Genomic DNA, 19,496 nt, shown 5'->3' with positions numbered 1-19,496 from the left:
TGCCTGGGGCCGTGAACGTGGGGACGTCGAGCGTGAGTTCGCAGGGGGCACTCGCTCAGCCGCTGCGGTCCGGTGGGGTGGAGTCGTCGAGGGCTGCGGATCCGGCCGGGGCCTGTCGTGACGCCTTGCAGCCTGCGCAGGGCGGGTCGGTGAGCGGGGGTGAGGCGGGGGCGCGCCGGGAGGTGCCCGGGGCCGCGGAGGCGGGACCGATGAGCGGCAGCGACCCGTCACCCACCCCCCACCCGCCACCCCACCCCCTGGACCGGGAAAAGCTCTTCGCCGCCCGCCTCCATGCCGCTCGGGTTCGCCCCTACCTGGCCACGGCCCTCTTTGCCCTGCACGTGGTCGAGTCGTGGCGGGTGCCGACGATGGCGGTGGACCGGCACTGGCGGTGCTATGTGTCGCCGGGGTTCGTGGCGCGGACACCGGTGGAGGAGTTGGCCGGGGTGTGGGTGCACGAGGTGTCGCATCTGCTGCGGGATCATCACGGGCGCGGCGACCGGGTGGCGCGTGAGCGCGGGCTGACGGGCCCCGGGGAGCGGCTGCGGATGAACATCGCCGCGGACTGCGAGATCAACGACGACGTCTACGGCGACGGGCTCGCCCGGCCCGACGGCGCCGTCGAACCGGCGACGCTGCAACTGCCCGAGGGCGAGCTCATGGAGGACTACCTGCGGCAGTTCCGGCTGGGACCGCGTACGCAGGATCTCGCCTGGCTGGACTGCGGCAGCGGGGCCGACGGCCTGGAGCGGGAGTGGGATCTGGGGGCGGACGGCGCGCAGGGGCTGAGCGCGCAGGAACGCGACGCCGTCCGGTTCCGGGTCGCGCAGGGCATCACCGGGCGGCCGGGCAGCGCCTCGCAGGGATGGCAGCGGTGGGCCGAGGAGGCGTTCCATCCGCCGCAGCCCTGGCGGGAGTTGCTGGGGGCGGCCGTGCGGTCGGCCGCCGGTGGCCCCGGTGTCGGCGAGGACTACACCTACGGCCGCCCGTCGCGCCGCTCCGCCTCGGTGCCCGGCGCCGTCCTGCCGAGCCTGCGGCGCAGGCCGCCCCGCGTCTGTGTCGTCATCGACACCTCCGGCTCGGTCAGCGACGCCGAACTGGGCAGCGCCCTGCTGGAGGTCGCCGCGATCTCCCGGGCCGTGGGCGGGCGCCGGGACCTGGTCGGTGTGGTGCCGTGCGACGCTGCGGCCGGGAGCGTGCACCGGGTGTGCCGTGCCGAGGGGATTCCGCTGGTCGGGGGCGGGGGAACGGATCTGCGCGCGGGCTTCGCCAGGGCACTGCGCGCGCAGCCCCGGCCCGATGTCGTCGTGGCCCTGACCGACGGCCAGACACCCTGGCCGAGCACACGGCCGCCGTGCCGGACCGTGGTGGGGCTGTTCCCCCGGCACCGGACGCCCCGCTCCTGGGACGAGGACGATCCCGAGTACGTACCGGACGCACCGCCGGCGTGGGCGCGCGTGGTCGAGATCGGGTCGGTGGGAGCGGGCCGGTGAGCCCCGGGCCGGAGGCACAGGTGGGAGGCACGGGCGTGAGACCCCGGGGTGAGAACCGGGGCGTGGCCCGTCGTACCCACGGCTGACCCGCCTCCGCGCCGTACTGCGTTCTCAGTACCCCCGATTGTCGGCAGCCGCACGACGACAGGGCACCCCCGCTCCGGACAGCCTGGGCACACGTTCGAGTCCCAGATGTGGAGACCCCCTGCCGTGGCTACTTTCCTGTATCGAGTGGGCCGTCTGGCCTTCCGGCGGCGCTGGTACGTCGCCCTGGTCTGGGCGGCCGTCCTGGCCGCCGTCGGACTGGGTGCCCTGAAGGCCCCGGGCGCCGTCGACGAGGAGTTCTCGATGCCGGGCATCGAGTCGCAGAAGGCGTTCGACCTGATGGAGGAGCGCTTCCCGGGGGCGACGGCGGACGGCGCCACCGCGCGGGTCGTCTTCGTCGCGCCGGGCGGCGAGAAGGTGACCGCCGCCGAGAACAAGAAGGCCGTCGAGGACGCCGTGGCCGAACTCGGTGACGGGTCGCAGGTCGCGAGTGCCGTCGACCCGTTCCGGGCGCAGGCCGTCAGCAAGGACGGCACGACGGCGTACTCGACCGTCACCTACAAGGTCGGGGCGAGTGACCTCACCGACGCGAGCAAGGCGCATCTGGAGCGGACGCTGACGCAGGCCCAGGAGTCGGGGCTGACCGTCGAGGCCGGCGGGACCGCGATGGACGACGGCGGTGGTCCGGGCGGGGCGGCCGAGGTCATCGGCGTCGCCATTGCCGCCGTCGTCCTGCTCGTCACCTTCGGGTCCCTCGCCGCCGCCGGGCTGCCGCTGCTGACGGCCGTCATCGGCGTCGGCGTCAGCATGGCCACGATCCTCGCGCTGTCGAGCGCGCTCGGCCTGTCCACCACGACCGGCACCCTCGCCATGATGCTGGGCCTGGCCGTCGGTATCGACTACGCCCTGTTCGTCGTCTCGCGGTACCGGGAGGAGCGCGCCAAGGGCCGTACGCCGCAGGAGGCGGTCGGGATGGCCGTCGGCACGGCCGGCTCGGCGGTCGTCTTCGCCGGGCTCACCGTCGTGATCGCGCTCGCCGGGCTCGCGGTGGTCGGCATCCCGATGCTCACCAAGATGGGCCTGGCCGCGGCGGGCGCGGTCGTCGTCGGCGTACTGATCGCGCTGACGCTGGTCCCGGCCTTCCTCGGCTTCTGGCCGAACGCGGTGCTGTCGCGGCGGGCCCGCAAGAGCGGCCGTATCGAGGAGAGCGCCGACAGCAACGGCGGCACCCGCTGGGCGCGGTTCGTGCTGCGCCGGCCCCTGCCCGTGCTGCTCCTCGGCGTCGTGGGGCTCGGGGCGCTCGCCGTGCCGATGACGGAACTGCAGCTGGGCATGCCCGGTGACGAGGCCAAGTCGACCTCCACCACCGAACGGCGGGCCTACGACGCGCTCGCCGACGCCTTCGGGCCGGGCTTCAACGGGCCGTTGACCGTCGTCGTGGACGCCAAGGGGGACGCGGATCCGAAGGGCGCCGTCAGCACGATCTCCGAGGAGATCGGCGGCACGAAGGGGGTCGTGTCCGTCTCCCCCGCCCGCTTCAACGAGGCCGGGGACACCGCCGTCTTCTCGGTCGTGCCGTCCACCGCGCCGACCGACGAGAAGACCAAGGACCTGGTGACCACCATCCGGGGCGAGCGGGACGGAGTCGAGGCCGGGACGGGGGCCACCTTCGAGGTCACCGGCACCACCGCGATGAACATCGACATCGCCGACAAGGTGCAGGCCGCCCTGGTCCCGTATCTGATCGTCGTGGTCGGGCTGGCGATCTTGCTGCTGATGGTGGTCTTCCGGTCGCTGCTCGTGCCGTTGAAGGCGGCCCTCGGCTTCCTGCTGTCGGTGCTGGCCTCGCTCGGCGCGGTCGTCGTGGTCTTCCAGCAGGGGCACGGCGCCGAACTGCTGGGCGTGGAGCAGACCGGGCCGATCATGAGCCTGATGCCGATCTTCCTGGTGGGCATCGTCTTCGGGCTCGCCATGGACTACGAGGTCTTCCTCGTCTCGCGGATGCGGGAGGCGTACGTCCACGGTGAATCGCCCGGCCAGGCGGTCACGTCCGGCTTCCGGCACAGTGCCCGCGTGGTCGTGGCCGCCGCCCTGATCATGATCGCGGTCTTCGCCGGGTTCGTCGGGGAGAGCGACTCCATGATCAAGATGATCGGGTTCGGGCTCGCCTCCGCCGTGCTCTTCGACGCGTTCGTCGTACGGATGGCGATCGTGCCCGCGGTGCTCGCGCTGCTCGGCGACAAGGCCTGGTGGCTGCCGAAGTGGCTGGACCGGATCCTGCCCCGGGTCGACGTGGAGGGGGAGGCGCTCAGCGGGCGGTCCGCGGCGGAACCCGCCCCGAGCGAGGCGGCCGAGCCGGTGGCGGCGCGCACCTGATCTGCCCGCCCACCCCCACCGGGACCGTCCGTGACGAAGGACACGGGCGGTCCCGTCGGCCGTTCGTACCGTCCGTACCCGCAGGCGTTCACCATGGACCCAGCCGACCGACCGGAGAGCATCATGAGCACCAGCCCGGAGCGGCGCTACGCGGACCGCATCGAGGAGTTCTCGGACCGCCACCCCCATGTCGTCGACGTGGTGCTGGTCGCGGCGCTGATGGGCTGCGCGTCCCTCGGCAGCATGCTCACCCTGCCCGGTGCCGACCCGCCGGACCAGGACAGGACCGCCGTCGCCTTCATGGGGGTGGCCTGCCTCGCCCTGCTGAAGCACCGCAGGCATCCGCGCGTCGCCGTCGTCGTGGCCGCCGCCTGCACGGTGACCGTCATCGCGCTGGGGTATCTGCTCACCCCGCTGTTGCTGGCGCCCGTCATGGGGGCGCTGTACTGGCTGGCCACCCTCACCGACCGCCCGACGACCCGCGCCTACGGCGTCGCGACCATGGTGGCCGTGACCGTCGCGGCGGCGATCTCCGACAGCATGGACCACCTCTCGCTGCTGCTCAGAACGATCGGCCCGTTCTTCTGGCTGCTGCTGCCCCTCGCCGCCGGCAACATGACGCGGCTGCGGCGCGCCTACCTCCAGGCCGTGCAGGCCCGTGCCGAGCATGCCGAGCGCACCCGGGAGGAGGAGGCCCGGCTGCGGGTCACCGAGGAGCGGATGCGGATCGCCCGCGAGCTGCACGACGTCGTCGCCCATCACCTTGCCCTGGCCAATGCCCAGGCCGGCACGGCCGCGCACCTGGTGCTCACCAGCCCCGAGCAGTCGCAGAAGATCCTCACCGACCTGACCGGGACGACGTCCTCCGCGCTGCGCGAACTGAAGGCCACACTGGGCCTGCTGCGGCAGAACGGCGACCCGGACTCCGCCCCCCTGGAACCGTCCCCGGGGCTTGCCCGGCTGCCCGAGCTGGTCTCGGCGTGCGCGTCGGCGGGGGTCACCGTCACGGTGACCACGGAGGGGGAGCCGCAGCCGCTGTCCCCCGGTGTGGACCTGACCGCGTTCCGGATCGTGCAGGAGGCGCTCACCAACGTCACCAAGCACGCCACCGCGGAAGCCGCGACCGTACGGATCGGCTACTCCGACTCCCGGCTGCTGATCACGGTCGTCAACGACGGCCCCGCCGCAGCCGGTGCCGGCCCCGCTCCCGGGACCGGGGCGCTCCACGGCTTCGGCGTCATGGGCATGCGCGAGCGGGCCCACTCCATCGGCGGCGAACTCCACGCGGGCCCGCGCCCCGAGGGCGGCTTCGAGGTCGCGACCGCCCTGCCCCTGCAGCCGTACGGTGCCGGGGAGCGGGCGACCCCATGAGTGGCCGGTGCCCTCCGTGCGAGAATGCCGGTGCTCCACGTCCGTGTCCGCACGGTGTCCCACCTGCTCCGCGCTGATCCATCGAGGTTTCCGTGACCAAGCCCGTCGCCCGCGAGCCCCTGCGCCGCAACGCGCGGGCCAACCGGGCGCGCATCCTGGCCACGGCCCGCCGGGAGTTCGGCCGGAACCCGGACGTCACGCTGGAGGAGCTGGCGCGCGCCGCGGGTGTCGTACGGCGGACCCTCTTCGGCCACTTCCCCGGGCGCGAGGCGCTGTTGGAAGCCCTCGCCGAGGAGGCCTCCGAGAGTCTGCGCAGTGCGCTGGCCTCCGGTGTGCAGGCCGCTGAAGGGGAGCCCGCCGAGCGGTCGCTCGCCCGGCTCGCCTTCTCGATGTGGCCCGTGGGCGACCGCTACCGCCTGCTGCTGGCGCTGGCCCAGCGCGACCTGGGTGCGGAACGGGTGGCCGAGGTGCTGGCCCCGGCCCGCGCCACGGCCACGGCCATCCTGGAGCGGGGCCAGCGGGACGGCGTCTTCCACACCCACCTGCCGGCCGCCGCGCTCAGCGCCGGGCTGGAGGCGATGACGGTCGCGCTGCTGGAGTCGGTCAACACCGGAGTGCTGGAGGACGACGGCACCCGCGTCGCCATCGTCACCCTCATCGCGGCCGGCGTGCCGGAGGAACGGGCGCGGGCGGTGGCGGAGGCGGTCGCGCCGACGGTGGCCCCGGTGCCGGACGCGGCCGACGACTGAGCCGTCGTATCCCCCTTCTGACAGGGGAAGGACGGTGCCGGGCGTCCCCTCCCGGCACCGTCCGGGGCCGTGTGCCGCTCAAGGCACGGCCCGTTCAGGGGTGGCTGCGTCTCAGGCGACGCCGCCCGTGTGAGCCTCCTGCGAGTCGCGGGTCTCCTGCGTCTCCTGGGGCTCGGGCTTCTCCTGCGCGTCCTCCGGGCGGTGCTTGCCCGCCTTGCGGTGGCCGGGCAGGACGGCGAGGACGATCAGCGTGCCGGCGGCCATGATGATCCCGCCGGTCAGGCTGGTCCGGGCGACGCCGTGGGCGAAGGCCTCGTGGACGGCGTCGACGAGGGCCTGGGCCTGCTGGACGCCGCCGGCCGGGTTCTTCGCCACCTCCTGGGCCACCGCGAGTCCGCCGCCCACCGAGTCCTTGGCCGTCTCCAGCGCGGAGTGCGGCAGCTGACCGCCGATCAGGTCCGAGAGCTTGTCGCGGTACGCCGTTCCCAGCAGTGAGCCGAGGATCGCGATGCCGAGGGCACCGCCCAGCTCCAGCGAGGTGTCGTTCGCACCGCCGCCGACGCCCAGCTCGGACTCGGGGAAGGAGCCCATGATCGTGTCGGTGGCCGGGGACACGCTCAGGCCGATCGCGAAGCCCAGCATGATCAGCGACGCCAGGAAGTCGGTGTACGTCGAGCCCGACTCGATCCGCGTGAGCAGGAGGACGCCCGCCGTGCCGATCACCATGCCGGCGACGACCATGGCCTTCACGCCGAGCTTCGGGGTCAGCCGCCCGGTCACCGCGGCGCCGGCGAACACGGCGCCGGCCAGCGGCAGCAGCCGTACGCCGGTCTCCAGCGCGCCGTACCCGAGGACGAACTGGAGGTACTGGGTGGCGTAGTAGAGCGAGCCGAAGGTGCCGAAGAAGAAGAACAGCACCGCGAGCATCGAGCCGCTGAAGGGCCGCTGGGCGAACTTGCGCACGTCCAGCATCGGGTGCGGGTGGCGCAGCTCCCAGGCGACGAAGGCCAGCAGTCCGACACCGGCGGCCACGGCCGCGGCGATCGGGCCGGCGCCCCAGCCGAAGTGCGGGCCCTCGATGGCCGCGTAGACGAGCGAGCCGACGGAGACGATGGACAGCAACCCGCCGACGTAGTCGATCCGGCCCATGCCCGCTGCCTTCGACGGCGGTACGAGTGCCAGCGCGCCGACGACGGCGACGATCGCGATGGGCACGTTGATCAGGAAGGTCGACCCCCAGGCGTGGTCCTCCAGAAGCCAGCCGGCGACCAGCGGGCCCACGGCGATGGCGAGGCCCGAGGTGGCGGTCCAGCCCGTGATGGCCTTGGCGCGCTCACCGCGAGGGAAGATCGCGACCAGCAGGGACAGGGTGGCCGGCATGACGACGGCGGCACCGACGCCCATGACCGCGCGGGCGGTGATGACGAGCGCGGTCTCGTCGACCAGGCTGCCCATCACCGATCCGCCCGCGAAGATCAGCAGGCCCACGATCAGGGCGCCGCGGCGGCTGTATTTGTCGCCGATCGCGCCCAGGACGAGCATCAGCGCCGCGTACGGGACGGTGTAGCCGTCGATGACCCACTGCAGGTCGCTGCTGGTGAGGTCCAGATCCCGGGTCATGTCGGGCGCGGCCACGATCAGCGACGTGTTGGCCATGACGACGATCAGCAGGCTCAGGCAGAGCACGAGCAGTGCCCACCAGCGCCGTGTGTACGGCCCGGTCATCTTCTCGACGGGTGTGGTGGCAAGGAAGGGCACGGGGACTCCCAGGGGAGGTGAGTTATTTGCACATCACTGAGCAGACTAGTTTCTTGCCCGTCGGTGTGCAAATATCGCGGTGAGCCCACCGAACCCCTCCCTCCGCACCGAGGTGCCGACGTGACCAGCCCGACAGCCCCGAGCCCCGTACGCCGCCGCCGTACGACGCGTGCCACGCGCGCCCGCATCCTGGACGCGGCCCTGCGGGAACTGGGCCGCAACGCCGACTGCAGCCTCGGCGACATCGCTGAAGCCGCCGGGGTGGCACGGCGCACCGTCTACACGCACTTCACCGGCCGGGCGGCACTGGTGGAGGGGCTCGCGGGGGAGGCGGCGGAGGCGATACGCCTTGCCGTCGCCGACACGAGCGGCGCCGAAACGAGTGGAGCCGGCCCGGGCGCACCCGACCCCGACCGCGACCGCGACCCCGACCCCGCGCGTGACCTTGCCCACTTCGTCCTCACCCTGTGGCCGGTCGGCGACTGCTACCGCACGCTGATGGGCCTCGCCCGCCAGGACCTGGGCAGCGAGCAGGTGAGCGACCTCCTCTCCCCGGCCCGCGAGCGGGTCGCCGGCATCCTCGCCGAGGGGCAGCGCCAGGGCGTCTTCCACGGCGCCGTACCGCCCGGCCCGCTCAGCGGCGCCATCGAGGCCCATCTGCTCGCCCTGCTCGGCATGGTCAACTCCGGGATCTGGGCCGACGACGGCACGGGTGCCGCCACCGCCGCGCTGATCGCCGCCGGAGTCGACAGCGACACAGCCGCCGTCACGGTCCGGCGGCTGCACGCCACCGACCGGATCCGTCCGCCCCACCGACCCCACTGAGGAGGCCACCGCGCATGCGCCGGTCCCAACAGCACGGACACGACCACGACTACGGCCCCGACGATGACCACAACCCCGACTACGCCTACGAGTCGGCGTACGAGCCCTACGAGCCGTACCCCCCGCACGAGCCGATGGATCCGAACGAGCCCCACCGCCCCCGTCCCCGCCGCGGCGCACGACGAGTCACCGCCGTCGCCGTCGCCGCCCTGCTCACGCTGACCCTCCTCCCCGTCGCCGCCGACCGGTTCGTGGCGGCGCGCATCGAGTCACGTACGGCGAAGGCGTTCCAGGAGGGCATGGACACACCCGTCGAGCCGGAGGTGCACGTCCGCGGCTTCCCCGTCGTGACGCAGGCGGCGTCCGGCACCCTGGACCACGTCGACATCACCGCCCACGACATACCGGCCCGCGGGACCACGCGCCCGCTGCCGGTGAGCGAACTCTCCCTCCAGCTCAACGGGTTGACGAAGTCCGACGACGACAGCGAGGCACGGGCCCGCAGCGCGCAGGCCACCGCCTTCCTGTCGTACGCGGACGTCTCGAACGCGCTCGGGCTGGAGATCTCCCAGGGCCGCCGTCCGGGCCGGGTGAGCGCGGCCGTCCTCCTGCCCCTCGGCGAAGAGGTCACCGTGACGACGACCGTCTCGGCGGACTCCGCGAACCGCATCGCCTTCGATGACTTCACCGTCTCGGGCGGGGCGTTGCCGGCCGTCGGGAGCGCGGTCCTCGACAAGGTCTTCGAGCGGCCGATCCAGCTGCGGAACATCCCTGAAGGGCTGCACCTGCGCTCGGTCACCCCTGCGGCCGACGGCCTCAGCGCCCGCTTCTCGGGCCGCGCGGTCACCTTCCGGCCGGAGAAGGAGTCGCAGGGCGACGCCTGACGGTCCGCCGGTGTGGGTCCGCGGGCGTCGGGGAGTCGGCGTCAGGTCCGGCTCACCTTCACGGAGTACCGTGCGGCGTGATCAACCGGCGGCCCGGCCGTCGCTGCACGGAAGGACCGACCCTGAACACCCCGCTCGCCGAGACGCTGTCCGTGGCCGTGCTCGTGCTCGTGCTGGTCTGTGCCGTCGTCCGTCCCTTCAACTGGCCGGAGGCCGTGGTCGCCGTACCGGCCGCGGCGCTGGTGGTGGCGACCGGCGCGATCTCCCCGGGCCACGCGCTGGACGAGGCCGAACGGCTCGGGCCGGTGATCGGCTTCCTCGCGGCCGTCCTGGTCCTCGCCCAACTCTGCGACGACGAAGGGCTGTTCCAGGCCTGCGGGGCATGGATGGCGCGTACGGCCGCCGGCCGGCCGCGTCGCCTGCTGATGCAGGTGTTCCTGGCCGCTTCGGCGATCACGGCCGTACTGAGCCTGGACGCCACGGTGGTGCTGCTCACGCCGGTGGTGTTCGCGACGGCGGCCCGGCTCGGGGCCCGCCCCAAGCCGCACGTCTACGCCTGCACGCACCTGTCCAACACGGCCTCCCTGCTCCTGCCGGTGTCCAACCTGACCAACCTGCTGGCGTTCGCGGCCAGCGGGCTCAGCTTCACCCGGTTCGCCGCGCTGATGGCGCTGCCGTGGGTGGCCGCGATCGCCGTGGAGTACGTGGTCTTCCGGCGCTTCTTCGCCACCGACCTGGACGCCGGGGCACAGGCCCCGCGCACCGCCGACGCCCCCGAACTGCCGCTGTTCGCCCTGGTGACCGTGGGGTGCACGCTTGCCGGGTTCGTGCTGACGTCGGCCGTCGGCATCGATCCGGCCTGGGCGGCCCTGGCCGGGGCGGTGGTCCTCGCCGTGCGGGCCCTGCTGCGGCGCAGCACATCCCCCAAGGCGCTGCTGCGGTCCGTCTCGGTGCCGTTCCTGGCCTTCGTGCTGGCGCTCGGGATCGTGGTCCGCGCGGTCGTCGACAACGGACTCGACACGGCCCTTGGCCATCTCATCCCCGACGGCACCGGGCTGGCGGCCCTGCTCGGGATCGCGGCGCTGGCCGCCGTACTGGCCAACGTCATCAACAACCTGCCCGCGGTGCTGGTCCTGCTGCCGCTGGCCACCGACTCCGGCCCCGGCGCGGTCCTCGCGGTGCTGCTCGGGGTGAACATCGGCCCCAACCTCACCTACGCCGGTTCGCTTGCCACCCTGCTGTGGCGGCGTATCGTCCACGCGCATGACGCGGAGGTGGAGCTGGGGGAGTTCACCCGGCTCGGTCTGTACGCCGTACCGGCGAGCCTCCTCGCCGCGGTGCCGGCACTGTGGGCCTCACTGGCCGTGATCGGAGGAGGCTGATCCCATGGCGGTGGTCGTCTGGATCGTCGAGGGCACCTGGCCCGCCTGCGTGGACGCCGCGCGACGGCACGCGCCCGACGCCGCCGACGTCGTCCTGCTGCACGTCACCGGGCACGAGGCCGCGGACGCCGCGCACGGCGCGTACGCCGGGCTGCTCGGCCGGGGCCACCCCGAGCGCGACCCCGGCACCCGCGTCGAGCACCTCGCCGCCGCCTCCGCCGAGAGCCTGCTGCAGGCGGCCGCCGAGCGTCTCGACCGGCCCTGCACCCGTGTCGAGCGCTCCGGCCGCGTCGAGCGCGAGGTCGTCGCCGCGACGGAGGGCGCCGAACTGCTCATCCTGGCCCGCGACGGCGACCGCGCCACCCTCGGCCCCCACAGCCTCGGCCCCGCAAGCCGCTTCGTCGTGGACCACGCCCCCTGCCCACTCCTGCTGGTCTGGCCGGAGCCGACCCCCGACCTGACGACCATGCCGCCCCCGCCGCCTCATCCTCCGCACCACGGGTAGCACCTGCGGAGCCTGAGGAGCGGGGGCAAGCGAGTGAACAGTGCCGGCGTCAGAGGCCGAATTCCTGCGGGGACAGGCCGAGCGTCGAGCAGGCCTCGCGCAGGACCTGCTCCTCCGCCGGTGCGATGTAGCCGTCCGCGCCCGCCACGACGAAGCCGGTCTGGACGACCGCCCGGGCCTCCGTCGGCTTCTTCGCGGCCTTGGCGATCTCCTGCAGGGCCTCGGCCTTGCCCTGCTGGAAGTTGAAGGACAGCTGGTCGACGTGCTTGTTGAAGCGCTGCCGCAGCTGCTCGGACGGGAAGTTCTGCAGGACGTCGTTGTTCAGGATCAGCGACTCCACATGCTGGCGCTCGGCCGGGTCGACATTGCCGTCGGCGGCGGCGACCAGGGCGCACATGGCCATGCTGGCGTCCCGGTAGGCGCCGCTCTTCAGCTCCGTCTTGAGGGAGGTGAGCTGCGTCTTGAGCGCGCTCACCAGCTGGGCCTTGGATCCTCCCGAGGACCCGGAACCCGGCCGCCCGTGCCCGCCGGAGCTCCGCCCGGCCTGTGTCTGCTGCTGCAGACCCTTGGCCTGGTCCTTGATCCGATCCCACATCGCCATCCGTGCCACCTCGGCTTCAGCCCATGTCGTTCAGGTCGACTGCGTGTGTTGCATGTGTTCCGTGTGTCCTCCTGCAAACGTCCGCCGGCCCTCGGGAGTTCCTGGGCCGGCGGACACGCCCGAGGGTCACCGCTCGACGACCGGCCACACGGTGACGTCGAGCAGCCGGCCCGTGCCGATGACAGCGAACGCGGCCGGCCGCGTACCAGCCCGGCGGCGGCCAGCACGGCCACGCTCCCCCTCTTGCCCATCGAACGACCTCTCTTTCTGCGCTGATCCCGTCTGCACGGGCCGGATCCCGGCGCCGTGGGACCAGTCCAACGCGGGCACGGATTGTTCGGTCACCCCGTACTCAGCCGCGAACAATGCCCTTCCGCGGCGGTGCCGTGCTCCGGCGTCCCACGAGTCGGGTCGGGACGAGCGTCGTGCCGTGGTCGGGGCCCCCGTGCCGCATCTTGCTGAGGACGCCCTCGACACACAGGCGGCCCACCTCGGCGAAGTCCTGGTGGATGGTGGTGAGCGGGGGCAGGAAGGACGCGGACTCGGGGATGTCGTCGAAGCCGATGACACTGACGTCGTCGGGGACCTTCCGGCCGCGTTCGTGCAGGGCGCGCAGCAGGCCCAGCGCCATCTGGTCGTTGGCCGCGAACACCGCCGTGCAGTCCGGCTGCTCGGCGAGCCGCAGACCGGCCCGGTATCCGGACTCCGCCGACCAGTCGCCGCGCACCAGGGGCGGCGCGTCCACGCCCGCCTCCGTGAGGGCGCCGCGCCACGCGTTGGCACGGCGCTGCGCGGCGAAGGAGTCCTCCGGCCCGGCGAGGTGCCACACCGTGTCATGGCCGAGGTCCAGCAGATGCCGTACGGCGTCGCGGGCGCCGCCCGCCTGATCGGTGTCGACGACGGTGTAGCGGTCGCCGGCGTCCGAGTCGGCGACCACGACCTGGACGCCGGGCGGCAGGGAGACCGTGGCCGCGTCGAGCAGATGGATCTCCATGATGACGATGACCGCGTCCACGGCGAGTTCGCCGAGGCGGGAGAAGGCGCCGTTCACCTCGTCCTGGGTGGGGACGGCGACCGGCAGCAGCGTGACGGCGTAACCGTGCTGGGCGGCGGAGGTCGCGATCGCCTCCAGGGTGCGGATGTTCCCCATGGTGGAGAGGGAGAAGGTGATCACGCCGAGGGTGCGGAACTCGCCGCGCCTGAGGGCCCGTGCGGCGCTGTTGGGCCGGTAGCCCAGCTCCCGCATCGCGGCCAGGACCTGCTGCCGGGTCTGCTCGTTCACGCCCGGGAACCCGTTGGAGACGCGGGAGACCGTCTGGGAGGAGACCCCGGCGAGGTGCGCGACGTCGGCCATGGAGGCGCCCTGACGGGGGCGAGCTGCGCGCTTCCGCGTCCCCGCCCGGGTGCCGTCACCGTCCGCTGTGCCCATCCTGCCCACCTTGTCCCCTCGGTCGCCGGGCTGCGCAACTTTCGGTCCCGGACGACTCCTTGACCCCTGAGATTCGGACAGTGTAGACATCCCGCGAACGCATGTTTACGTAAACATTCCGAGCAGAAACTATACGAGAACACACTGAACCGCACCGAACCGAACCTCGCTGGAGTACTCGACATGGCACACCGAACCCGTAAGAGAAGGCTCCTGGGGGTCGGCATCACGGCCCTCGCGACCGGGACCGTGCTGGCCGCCACCGCGCTGCCGGCCGCGCACGCTGAGCCGACCGCCACCGCCGCGGTCACCGTCGTGCCCGACCCCTCCTACAAGCAGGAGAAGTTCGAGGGCTGGGGCACCAGCCTGGTCTGGTTCGCCAACGCGACCGGTGACTACCCGCCCGCGATACGCGAGAGGCTGGCCCAGCTCCTGTTCGGCGACGACGGCCTCGCGCTGAACATCGCCCGCTACAACGTCGGCGGCGGAAACGCCCCCGACGTCAAGGACTACCTGCGCGCCGGCGGTGCGGTCCAGGGCTGGTGGAAGGCCCCGGCGGGCACCACCCGCGAGGACGTCGACTGGTGGGACGCCGACGACCCGGCCGACTGGAACAACAAGGCCGACAAGACGCAGCGCTGGTGGATCGACCGCATCAAGAAGGACATCACCCACTGGGAGACGTTCAGCAACTCGCCGCCCTGGTTCATGACCGAGAGCGGCTACGTCTCCGGCAACTTCGACGCGGGCAAGGACCAGCTCAAGACGGAGTCCGTCGACGACTTCGCCAAGTACCTGGTGGGCGCCACCGAACGCCTGGAGAAGGCGCACGGCATCAAGGTCGACACCCTGGACCCGTTCAACGAGCCGAACACGAACTACTGGGGCACCAAGCTCGGCCCGGACGGTGAGCCCGTCGGCGGCCGTCAGGAAGGCGCCCACATCGGTCCCGAACTCCAGCAGAAGGTGATCAGCGCGCTGGGCCCGACCCTCGCCAAGTCCCGCACCCACGCGGAGATCTCCGCGATGGACGAGACCAACCCCGGCACCTTCGCCACGAACTGGAACTCCTACCCCCAGGAAGTGCGCGACCTCGTCGGCCAGATGAACGTCCACACCTACGGCACCGGCCAGCGCACCACCGTCCGCGACCTGGCCAAGGCCGCGGACAAGCCGCTGTGGATGAGCGAGGTCGAGGGCGACTGGGGCGACGGCCAGAGCTTCACGGACATGCGGCCCGGCCTCGGCCTCGCCCAGCGCATCGTCGACGATCTGCGCGAACTGGAGCCCCGCGCCTGGGTGTTCTGGCAGCCCGTCGAGGACTACGACAACATGAAGCCGGGCGGCGAGTCCGCGAAGGGCGGCAACTGGGGCGAGATCCAGCTGTCGTTCAGCTGCACGTCGAAGGACACGCTCAAGTCCTGCCCGATCTACACGAACACCAAGTTCGACACCGCCCGGAACTTCACGCACTACATCAAGCCCGGCGACCGGCTGATCAAGACGAACGACACCTCCAGCACCGCGGCCGTCTCCCGCAAGGGCGACGCGGCCACCGTCGTCCACGTCAACAGCACCGCCGAGGCACGCGAGGTCACGCTCGACCTGTCGAAGTTCGGCCGGGTCTCCTCCCGGGCCACCGTCACCCCGGTGGTGACCAGCGCCGACGGCAAGCTGGAGCGGCAGAAGGCGGTCCGGGTCAGCGGCGAGCAGGCCACGGTCACCGTGCCCGCCCAGTCGGTGACGTCGTTCCTCGTCCAGGGCGTGTCCGGCGTCGCGAAGGACGCGGCCGAACTGAAGAAGGGCCACACCTACCGGCTGACCGGCGCCCAGAGCGGCAAGGACCTCACCATCGCCGACAACGGCACTGGACTGGTCATCAGGAGCGCCGACGCCGCCGACCCCAGCGGTCAGCAGTGGCGCGTGGAGCAGGTCAGCGGGTCCGACAACCGCAAGCGGTACGCCTTCACCGAGGCGAGCGAGGGCAAGCGCCTCGCCGTCCGCGACGGGGCCCTGGTGGCCGAGCCGGACGAGGGGCGCCGGGACAGCGCCGCTCAGTGGATCATGTCGACGACGGGCGACGGCACCTGGACCCTGGTCAACGCCGCCACCGGCCGTCTCGCGGACGTCTCCGGGCAGTCCACCGACGAGGGCGCCGGGGTCGGCGTGTGGCTGGGGAATTCCGGCGCCAACCAGCGGTGGAAGGTGACCGAGGTGACGGGCGCCGGGGCCGAGTAGGGCGTCTGGTCCCTACTGGTCCGAGTAGCCGATGTCGCCGATGGTCCAGGCGCTCACTTCCTCCAGGGCGACCCGGTACATGCCACCCGTGTCGGGGATGCCGAAACTGCCCTGGAGGATCCGGGCGACGTGGAAGTGGAGGTGCGTGGGCCGGTCACCGTGGTCCGGCCCGCGGCCGTCGCCGTCCTGGCGGTCGGCCTCGTGGTTGTCTCGGCGCCGGGTGAACGCGGCGGCGAACTGCCCCAGGTCATCGGAGTCCCGCAGGACTTCGGCCACCCGCTCCTTCCACAGGGATTCCGGCGCCAGCCGGCCCGTGATCACGGCTCCCGGAACCACCACGGTCAGGGACATCTGGCTGCTGTGCCGCGACTCCACCATCGCGGCGATCGCGACGAGCAGGTCGTCAGGGTGTGTCATGCCTCCGGAGCCTAGCCCGACGACCGGCGTCGGGGCGTGGCAGGAGGCGAGGCATCACCAGCCGAGCGCACCTTCGTCAGCTCGCGCGTCCCGGGTCGGCGGGACCGGCGGCGGCGTGTCGTGGCAGACGAAACCGAGCCTGGTCAGCGCCCGGCGCATCTCGCCCGTGGTGAAGTCGCGGCGGTTCTGCCTGGTGATCACTTCCCCGACCTGCATCACGGGGTAGACGCGGCGGCCGATGGTCACGGCCACGCCGGTGACGGGTTCGGGGGTGATGCCGCTCATCGACTGTTCGACCTCGCTCTTGGTCAGGTCGAAGGGGAAACGGGCGATGACGCAACGCATGGATGCCTCCACGGCACGAGAATGAGCCGAAGGAATTCGAAAATCCGGACCTCTCGGCGGTGAATCCGAGGCTGCTGACAATCCGGGAACGTCAGGAAATGCAAAGAGCTGGGGCCCGCACCCCAAGAGCGCGGGCCCCAGCCACGTAGTACGCGTCAGCGTCAGGCGGGAACGATGTTCTCGGCCTGCGGGCCCTTCTGGCCCTGCGTGACGTCGAAGGTAACCTTCTGGCCTTCCTGAAGCTCGCGGAAGCCGCTGGTGGCGATGTTCGAGTAGTGGGCGAACACGTCAGCGCCGCCGCCGTCCTGCTCGATGAAGCCGAAGCCCTTTTCCGCGTTGAACCACTTCACGGTGCCAGATGCCATATTGAATCTCCCTTGGGGGGCAGTGCCGGACTCCGCACTTTACGGGCCCGAGTCGCCGCGATGATCACCCCTCCGGAAAGATCCGGAAAGCTCTGCAAAGAAACAAATCTCTGGCAACCAAAACTGCAACTGGTATCACGCTAACACAGCCCGGCCGTAAGTACCCGTGTGTTTTCGGCGCCGAGTATTGAGTCTCATCCCGCAGCAGCCCGCATTTCTGTACCGGCGGGACTAGGTATCCGGGCCGCGCTCGTCCAGCTTCCGGCGCATGTCCCGGTTCAGGCGGAGGGCGTCCGCCAGCCGGTCCTCGAGGGAGATGATCCGGCAGGCCGCCTCGATGGGAGTGCCCTGGTCGACGAGCTCACGGGCGCGGGCGGCGATGCGCAACTGGCGTCGCGAATACCGGCGGTGACCACCTCCCGAACGCAGGGGAGTGATCAGCTCGGCCTCCCCGATGGCCCTCAGGAAGGCGGGAGTGGTGCCGAGAACGTCGGCGGCCCGCCCCATGGTGTAGGCGGGATAGTCGTCGTCGTCGAGGTTCCCGGCGACAGGGGCGTTCTCAGCGGGCATGGCACCTTCGTTTCGGGGACGCGGCGAGGGATCCGGGCGGGCACGGCACCCGTGCTCCGAACGGTTCAGCACCCTCTGCCTCGTGCCACAACCCTAGCGCCGACGGGCATGGACATGTGGTCCCGCCGGGACAGACTTTTCGCCGACGAGGACGGCAGCCGGTCGTGCCGACGACAGCGTGACCAGTCCGATCGAGCTCCTCAACGGCCTCGCCGAGGTTGCGGTCCCCGGATCCAAGCATGGGCTGAGCTGCGGACTGCGACAGGCCCCCCCGGGCCGCCCGCGCGGGCGTGGGGTCGGATGAATTCCTGACGACGCCGGCCTGACAGGCAGGTGTCGAGCTGAGCGTTGCCGCAGGGATGATCGCTGGTCAGCGCGCTCCGCGCACCCGCTGACGGCGCGGTGACGCGATGCCACTGCACAAACCCCGGCGCAACCCCCCCACAGGCCCTACGAGTCACCTGTGGTTGTCGTAACCACATGTGTTCTCAGGGAGGTTGTCCATGTTCTCTCGTCCCGTCCGCCGCAAGGCCATAACTGCCGCGTCGGCCCTGACCCTGGCCATCGGCACGGCGCTGACCGCATCGATCGCCCTGCCGGCGGTGGCCGGTGCCGCGGCGCCGGCGGCCACCGTGGGCGTCGACGGCAAGTCGATCGTCTACACGGCGGCGCCCGGTCAGGCCAACAGGACGACCGTCACCGCGACGGCCGCCGACGGCCTGGCGAGCATCACCTATGTCATCGACGACGTGGTCCCGATCGACCTCGCCCCCACGGGGGAGGCCTGCACCCACCCCGACAGCGCGGACCGCACCAAGGTCTCCTGCACGCAGACCACCCTGGAGAGCCAGGACCCCTACGCCGTGCTGTACATGCATCTCGGCGACGGCGACGACACCATCACCTACGACAACACCACCGACCAGGCCTACTACTTGGCCGCGATGGACCTGGGGCCGGGCAAGGACTCCTACACCCACACCGGCAGTGTCGACGGCAACTGGATCCAGGGCGGATCCGGCGACGACACCGTCAAGCTGGGCGTCGCGGGGACGGTGAGCGGCGGGGACGGCAACGACACGCTCCACGGCGCCGAATCCTCCATCGTGCAGGGCCAGGCCGGCGTCGACACGATTTATCTCGACGGCGACGAGAGCGACGCGGACGGGGGCGCGGGCAACGACCTCCTCTACGGCGGACCCGGGCGCCAGCGCCTGAACGGCGGGGACGGCAACGACACCCTTCGTGGCGGCACCGGCAGCGACTTCCTCTACGGCGGCCCCGGCGCCGACATCCTGTACGGCAACAGCGGCGACGACACGCTGTACGGCAACAGCGGCAACGACAAGCTGTACGGGGGCCCGGGCACGGACACGCTGTCGGGTGGTCCCGGCACGGACGTCGAACGCCAGGACTGACCGCACGGGTCTCGCACCGGGGCTTCGCCAGCCGGCTCAGCGGCCGTCGAGCAGTCCGGCGTCGTGGGCAAGTACGGCTGCCTGGACACGGTTGGCGCAGCCGGTGCGGGTCAGGATGCGGCTGATGTGCGCCTTGACGGTGCCGGCACTGAGGTACAGCCGGTCGGCGATCTCCGAGTTCGACAGTCCCGTACCGAGCAGGCGCAGGACATCGCGCTCGGCAGGGGTCAGCTCCGCGATCCGGTGCAGGGCGGCTTCGGTGCCGCGGCCGGACTGCACATGGCGTTCCAGCAGTTGGCGGGTGACCCGGGGTGCCAGGACCGGTTCCCCCTTCGCGGCGAGCTGCACGGCGCGGATCAGTTCGGTGGGGCCGGTGTCCTTGAGGAGAAAGCCGCTGGCGCCGGCCCGCAGGGCGCGCGTGACGCCGGCCTCCTCGCCGAAGGCCGTCAGCATCACGACATGCGTACGGGGTGACAGGCGGGTGATGTCCTCGGCGGCCGCGATGCCGTCCGCGACCGGCATCTGGATGTCGAGCAGGGCGACGTCGATGTCCTGGGCGCGGCAGGCCGCGGCGGCCTCCCTGCCGTCCCCGGCTTCGGCCACGACCTCGATGTCGTCGGCGTTCTCCAGGATCAGCCGGATACCGGTGCGCATCAGCGCCTCGTCGTCGGCGATCAGGACTCGGATCATCGGCTCATCCTAGGACTCTGTGACTCACGCCTGCG

18 protein-coding genes are annotated in these 19,496 nt (G+C 71.8%); 10 read left to right on the top strand and 8 right to left on the bottom strand.

Annotated elements, in window-relative coordinates:
* The first annotated feature begins 209 nt into the window (after nucleotides 1–209).
* The 4 genes from ACZ7M7_RS27035 (at nucleotide 210) to ACZ7M7_RS27020 (ending at nucleotide 6,034) form a co-directional block, all read left to right on the top strand.
* Nucleotides 210–1,493 carry a vWA domain-containing protein gene (locus ACZ7M7_RS27035; RefSeq protein WP_472120870.1) on the top strand — a complete coding sequence of 428 codons (1,284 nt, stop codon included), beginning with the start codon at nucleotides 210–212 and terminating at the stop codon, nucleotides 1,491–1,493.
* 210 nt (nucleotides 1,494–1,703) lie between these two features.
* The gene (locus ACZ7M7_RS27030; RefSeq protein ID WP_472120867.1) at nucleotides 1,704–3,914 is read left to right on the top strand and encodes an MMPL family transporter; all 2,211 of its coding nucleotides are present in this window, start codon (nucleotides 1,704–1,706) and stop codon (nucleotides 3,912–3,914) included.
* 123 nt (nucleotides 3,915–4,037) lie between these two features.
* Nucleotides 4,038–5,285 (top strand): sensor histidine kinase, encoded by a 1,248-nt coding sequence (locus ACZ7M7_RS27025; RefSeq protein ID WP_383613989.1) that lies wholly within the window; start codon nucleotides 4,038–4,040, stop codon nucleotides 5,283–5,285.
* A 92-nt stretch (nucleotides 5,286–5,377) separates the two neighbouring features.
* Entirely contained in the window at nucleotides 5,378–6,034 is a 657-nt protein-coding gene (locus tag ACZ7M7_RS27020) for a TetR/AcrR family transcriptional regulator (protein ID WP_383613986.1), read from the top strand.
* A gap of 111 nt (nucleotides 6,035–6,145) precedes the next feature.
* On the opposite strand, the gene ACZ7M7_RS27015 is transcribed toward ACZ7M7_RS27020, so the two are convergent.
* On the bottom strand, nucleotides 6,146–7,792 hold the full coding sequence (locus ACZ7M7_RS27015) for an MFS transporter (RefSeq protein WP_472120865.1): 1,647 nt from the start codon (nucleotides 7,790–7,792) through the stop codon (nucleotides 6,146–6,148).
* Nucleotides 7,793–7,912: 120 nt separating this feature from the next.
* On the opposite strand from ACZ7M7_RS27015, the gene ACZ7M7_RS27010 reads away from it, so the two are divergent.
* From ACZ7M7_RS27010 to ACZ7M7_RS26995, 4 genes are all read left to right on the top strand, one after another.
* On the top strand, nucleotides 7,913–8,617 hold the full coding sequence (locus tag ACZ7M7_RS27010) for a TetR/AcrR family transcriptional regulator (protein WP_472120862.1): 705 nt from the start codon (nucleotides 7,913–7,915) through the stop codon (nucleotides 8,615–8,617).
* Between the two features lie 14 nt (nucleotides 8,618–8,631).
* Nucleotides 8,632–9,501 carry an LmeA family phospholipid-binding protein gene (locus ACZ7M7_RS27005; RefSeq protein ID WP_472120859.1) on the top strand — a complete coding sequence of 290 codons (870 nt, stop codon included), beginning with the start codon at nucleotides 8,632–8,634 and terminating at the stop codon, nucleotides 9,499–9,501.
* Between the two features lie 122 nt (nucleotides 9,502–9,623).
* Nucleotides 9,624–10,883, top strand: coding sequence for an SLC13 family permease (locus ACZ7M7_RS27000; protein WP_472121696.1), 1,260 nt, complete (start codon nucleotides 9,624–9,626; stop codon nucleotides 10,881–10,883).
* 4 nt (nucleotides 10,884–10,887) lie between these two features.
* Nucleotides 10,888–11,388, top strand: a complete 501-nt coding sequence (locus ACZ7M7_RS26995; RefSeq protein ID WP_472120856.1) for a universal stress protein — start codon at nucleotides 10,888–10,890, stop codon at nucleotides 11,386–11,388.
* Between the two features lie 49 nt (nucleotides 11,389–11,437).
* On the opposite strand, the gene ACZ7M7_RS26990 is transcribed toward ACZ7M7_RS26995, so the two are convergent.
* Nucleotides 11,438–11,989, bottom strand: a complete 552-nt coding sequence (locus tag ACZ7M7_RS26990) for a tellurite resistance TerB family protein (RefSeq protein ID WP_383613971.1) — start codon at nucleotides 11,987–11,989, stop codon at nucleotides 11,438–11,440.
* A 352-nt stretch (nucleotides 11,990–12,341) separates the two neighbouring features.
* Nucleotides 12,342–13,343, bottom strand: coding sequence for a LacI family DNA-binding transcriptional regulator (locus tag ACZ7M7_RS26985; protein WP_472121693.1), 1,002 nt, complete (start codon nucleotides 13,341–13,343; stop codon nucleotides 12,342–12,344).
* 258 nt (nucleotides 13,344–13,601) lie between these two features.
* On the opposite strand from ACZ7M7_RS26985, the gene ACZ7M7_RS26980 reads away from it, so the two are divergent.
* Nucleotides 13,602–15,656 (top strand): glycoside hydrolase, encoded by a 2,055-nt coding sequence (locus tag ACZ7M7_RS26980; RefSeq protein ID WP_472120854.1) that lies wholly within the window; start codon nucleotides 13,602–13,604, stop codon nucleotides 15,654–15,656.
* A 12-nt stretch (nucleotides 15,657–15,668) separates the two neighbouring features.
* Here the strand turns inward: ACZ7M7_RS26980 and ACZ7M7_RS26975 are convergent, their stop codons facing one another.
* The 4 genes from ACZ7M7_RS26975 to ACZ7M7_RS26960 all read right to left on the bottom strand — a co-directional run bounded on the left by ACZ7M7_RS26975 (nucleotide 15,669) and on the right by ACZ7M7_RS26960 (nucleotide 17,353).
* Nucleotides 15,669–16,073: a hypothetical protein gene (locus ACZ7M7_RS26975; RefSeq protein ID WP_383613962.1), complete on the bottom strand. Its 405-nt coding sequence runs from the start codon at nucleotides 16,071–16,073 to the stop codon at nucleotides 15,669–15,671.
* A gap of 54 nt (nucleotides 16,074–16,127) precedes the next feature.
* Nucleotides 16,128–16,418, bottom strand: a complete 291-nt coding sequence (locus ACZ7M7_RS26970; RefSeq protein ID WP_472120851.1) for an SCO5918 family protein — start codon at nucleotides 16,416–16,418, stop codon at nucleotides 16,128–16,130.
* A gap of 161 nt (nucleotides 16,419–16,579) precedes the next feature.
* Nucleotides 16,580–16,783, bottom strand: coding sequence for a cold-shock protein (locus tag ACZ7M7_RS26965; RefSeq protein WP_007383480.1), 204 nt, complete (start codon nucleotides 16,781–16,783; stop codon nucleotides 16,580–16,582).
* Nucleotides 16,784–17,014: 231 nt separating this feature from the next.
* Nucleotides 17,015–17,353: a MerR family transcriptional regulator gene (locus ACZ7M7_RS26960; RefSeq protein ID WP_383613959.1), complete on the bottom strand. Its 339-nt coding sequence runs from the start codon at nucleotides 17,351–17,353 to the stop codon at nucleotides 17,015–17,017.
* 503 nt (nucleotides 17,354–17,856) lie between these two features.
* On the opposite strand from ACZ7M7_RS26960, the gene ACZ7M7_RS26955 reads away from it, so the two are divergent.
* Complete coding sequence (locus tag ACZ7M7_RS26955) at nucleotides 17,857–18,771, top strand: calcium-binding protein (RefSeq protein ID WP_472120848.1); 915 nt, start codon at nucleotides 17,857–17,859, stop codon at nucleotides 18,769–18,771.
* 36 nt (nucleotides 18,772–18,807) lie between these two features.
* On the opposite strand, the gene ACZ7M7_RS26950 is transcribed toward ACZ7M7_RS26955, so the two are convergent.
* The gene (locus tag ACZ7M7_RS26950) at nucleotides 18,808–19,461 is read right to left on the bottom strand and encodes a response regulator (protein WP_472120846.1); all 654 of its coding nucleotides are present in this window, start codon (nucleotides 19,459–19,461) and stop codon (nucleotides 18,808–18,810) included.
* Nucleotides 19,462–19,496 lie beyond the last annotated feature (35 nt).

The sequence above is a fragment of the Streptomyces sp. NPDC111606 genome, assembly GCF_055656945.1.
Note: the sequence above shows the minus strand (reverse complement) of the source record. Positions and strands in the feature narration are given on the sequence as shown.

Excerpts from the sequence above, each read along its gene's own strand:
- ACZ7M7_RS26985 (WP_472121693.1), bottom strand. The coding sequence starts at position 13,343 with ATGGCCGACGTCGCGCACCTCGCCGGGGTCTCCTCCCAGACGGTCTCC.
- ACZ7M7_RS26980 (WP_472120854.1), top strand. The coding sequence starts at position 13,602 with ATGGCACACCGAACCCGTAAGAGAAGGCTCCTGGGGGTCGGCATCACG.
- ACZ7M7_RS27035 (WP_472120870.1), top strand. The coding sequence starts at position 210 with ATGAGCGGCAGCGACCCGTCACCCACCCCCCACCCGCCACCCCACCCC.
- ACZ7M7_RS26950 (WP_472120846.1), bottom strand. The coding sequence starts at position 19,461 with ATGATCCGAGTCCTGATCGCCGACGACGAGGCGCTGATGCGCACCGGT.
- ACZ7M7_RS26975 (WP_383613962.1), bottom strand. The coding sequence starts at position 16,073 with ATGACACACCCTGACGACCTGCTCGTCGCGATCGCCGCGATGGTGGAG.
- ACZ7M7_RS26970 (WP_472120851.1), bottom strand. The coding sequence starts at position 16,418 with ATGCGTTGCGTCATCGCCCGTTTCCCCTTCGACCTGACCAAGAGCGAG.
- ACZ7M7_RS27025 (WP_383613989.1), top strand. The coding sequence starts at position 4,038 with ATGAGCACCAGCCCGGAGCGGCGCTACGCGGACCGCATCGAGGAGTTC.
- ACZ7M7_RS26965 (WP_007383480.1), bottom strand. The coding sequence starts at position 16,783 with ATGGCATCTGGCACCGTGAAGTGGTTCAACGCGGAAAAGGGCTTCGGC.
- ACZ7M7_RS26990 (WP_383613971.1), bottom strand. The coding sequence starts at position 11,989 with ATGGCGATGTGGGATCGGATCAAGGACCAGGCCAAGGGTCTGCAGCAG.
- ACZ7M7_RS27005 (WP_472120859.1), top strand. The coding sequence starts at position 8,632 with ATGCGCCGGTCCCAACAGCACGGACACGACCACGACTACGGCCCCGAC.
- ACZ7M7_RS26995 (WP_472120856.1), top strand. The coding sequence starts at position 10,888 with ATGGCGGTGGTCGTCTGGATCGTCGAGGGCACCTGGCCCGCCTGCGTG.
- ACZ7M7_RS26960 (WP_383613959.1), bottom strand. The coding sequence starts at position 17,353 with ATGCCCGCTGAGAACGCCCCTGTCGCCGGGAACCTCGACGACGACGAC.
- ACZ7M7_RS26955 (WP_472120848.1), top strand. The coding sequence starts at position 17,857 with ATGTTCTCTCGTCCCGTCCGCCGCAAGGCCATAACTGCCGCGTCGGCC.